This window comes from Elstera litoralis (assembly GCF_000963705.1).
GTDB classification, from domain to species: Bacteria; Pseudomonadota; Alphaproteobacteria; order Elsterales; family Elsteraceae; genus Elstera; species Elstera litoralis.
Genome location: NZ_LAJY01000671.1, coordinates 1 through 1,181, shown reverse-complemented (window position 1 = coordinate 1,181; position 1,181 = coordinate 1). Strand labels below are relative to the sequence as shown.

Genomic DNA, 1,181 nt, shown 5'->3' with positions numbered 1-1,181 from the left:
GCAACGGTGGCAACGGTGGCAACGGTGGCAACGGTGGCAACGGTGGCAACGGTGGCAACGGTGGCAACGGTGGCAACGGTGCAAAAAAATGCTCAACTCAATCTTGGAAGATAGCTTGCCCATAGGCGCTAAGCATCAATACTCCATAATAGATTAATTTACTATTCAGCTTTCACGAGGAGAGCTTTACAATGTCTAAATTATTCCTTCGCAATTCAGCCTTTATCGTGAGTGCTGCTGTCACATTAGTCGTTGCCCTTCCCTATACAGCGCAAGGGGCGCGCTCATTAGGCGCTAAGCCCTTAGAGCAGCAACTTGGTGTAGTGTTGGCAAGTGAGGAGGGCGGAGGCGGAGGCGGGGGCGGAGATGGCGGCAACGGTGGAAATGGTGGCGATACCAGCGGAAGTGATTCGCCGGGTGGCACAGGTGGAAATGGTGGGAACGGCGGCAATAGTGATAGTCCGGGCGGAAATGGTGGGAATGGTGGAGCAGGGGGTGCCGGAGGAGATGCAACAGGCCCCGGATCGGATGGCGGAAACGGTGGAAACGGTGGAAACGGCGGTGTAGGTGGACCGGGCGGCAGCCCAGGTGAAGGGGGGCCAGGAGGACCCGGTGGTTCTGGCGGACCGGGTGGATCGCCCGGTTCACCGGGCTCACCCGGTTCGCCAGGAGGCTAAAGATAGATCCCTTAACTCCCCTACCGCACTCGACATTTTCTGGCAGTACATGGCCTTCTGCGTGAGAATACCATTACGCAGAAGGCTATCCTAAATCAGAGGGGTATTCAGTTCATGAACTTAACAACCACCCACATTAAACTGAATATTACACTCAAAAACGGCACCCTAATCAGGGGAACATTATACAATAATGACCCTATTTTTGAGAAATTACTCTCGTCGTGCGCCAACAAGAGCAAATCAGAACCAAATTTGATTGGGATATTAACACCAGATCTACAAGGAACAATTTTTATCCGCCCTCAGGAAATTGCGGTTATTGAGGTCAATCAGCATGTCATCGCCGTCTCTGACACAAGCAGAAAATTGAACGACTGTCCGGTGGTTATCGACGATTTCCTGGGTCGAGACACCCAAGATTATCTGTTGGAATACGTTGTCGCAAAGGAGCATGAATTTAAGGAGTCAACTATTACAAACCCTAAAACAGGAGAAGATTTT

The 1,181-nt window shown here is 51.5% G+C and carries 2 protein-coding genes; both read left to right on the top strand.

Annotated elements, in window-relative coordinates:
• The first annotated feature begins 366 nt into the window (after positions 1-366).
• Positions 367-567 carry a hypothetical protein gene (locus VZ95_RS24495; RefSeq protein ID WP_156995417.1) on the top strand — a complete coding sequence of 67 codons (201 nt, stop codon included), beginning with the start codon at positions 367-369 and terminating at the stop codon, positions 565-567.
• A gap of 224 nt (positions 568-791) precedes the next feature.
• The coding region (locus VZ95_RS18840) for a hypothetical protein (RefSeq protein ID WP_045777231.1) at positions 792-1,181 on the top strand (390 nt) is incomplete at its 3' end.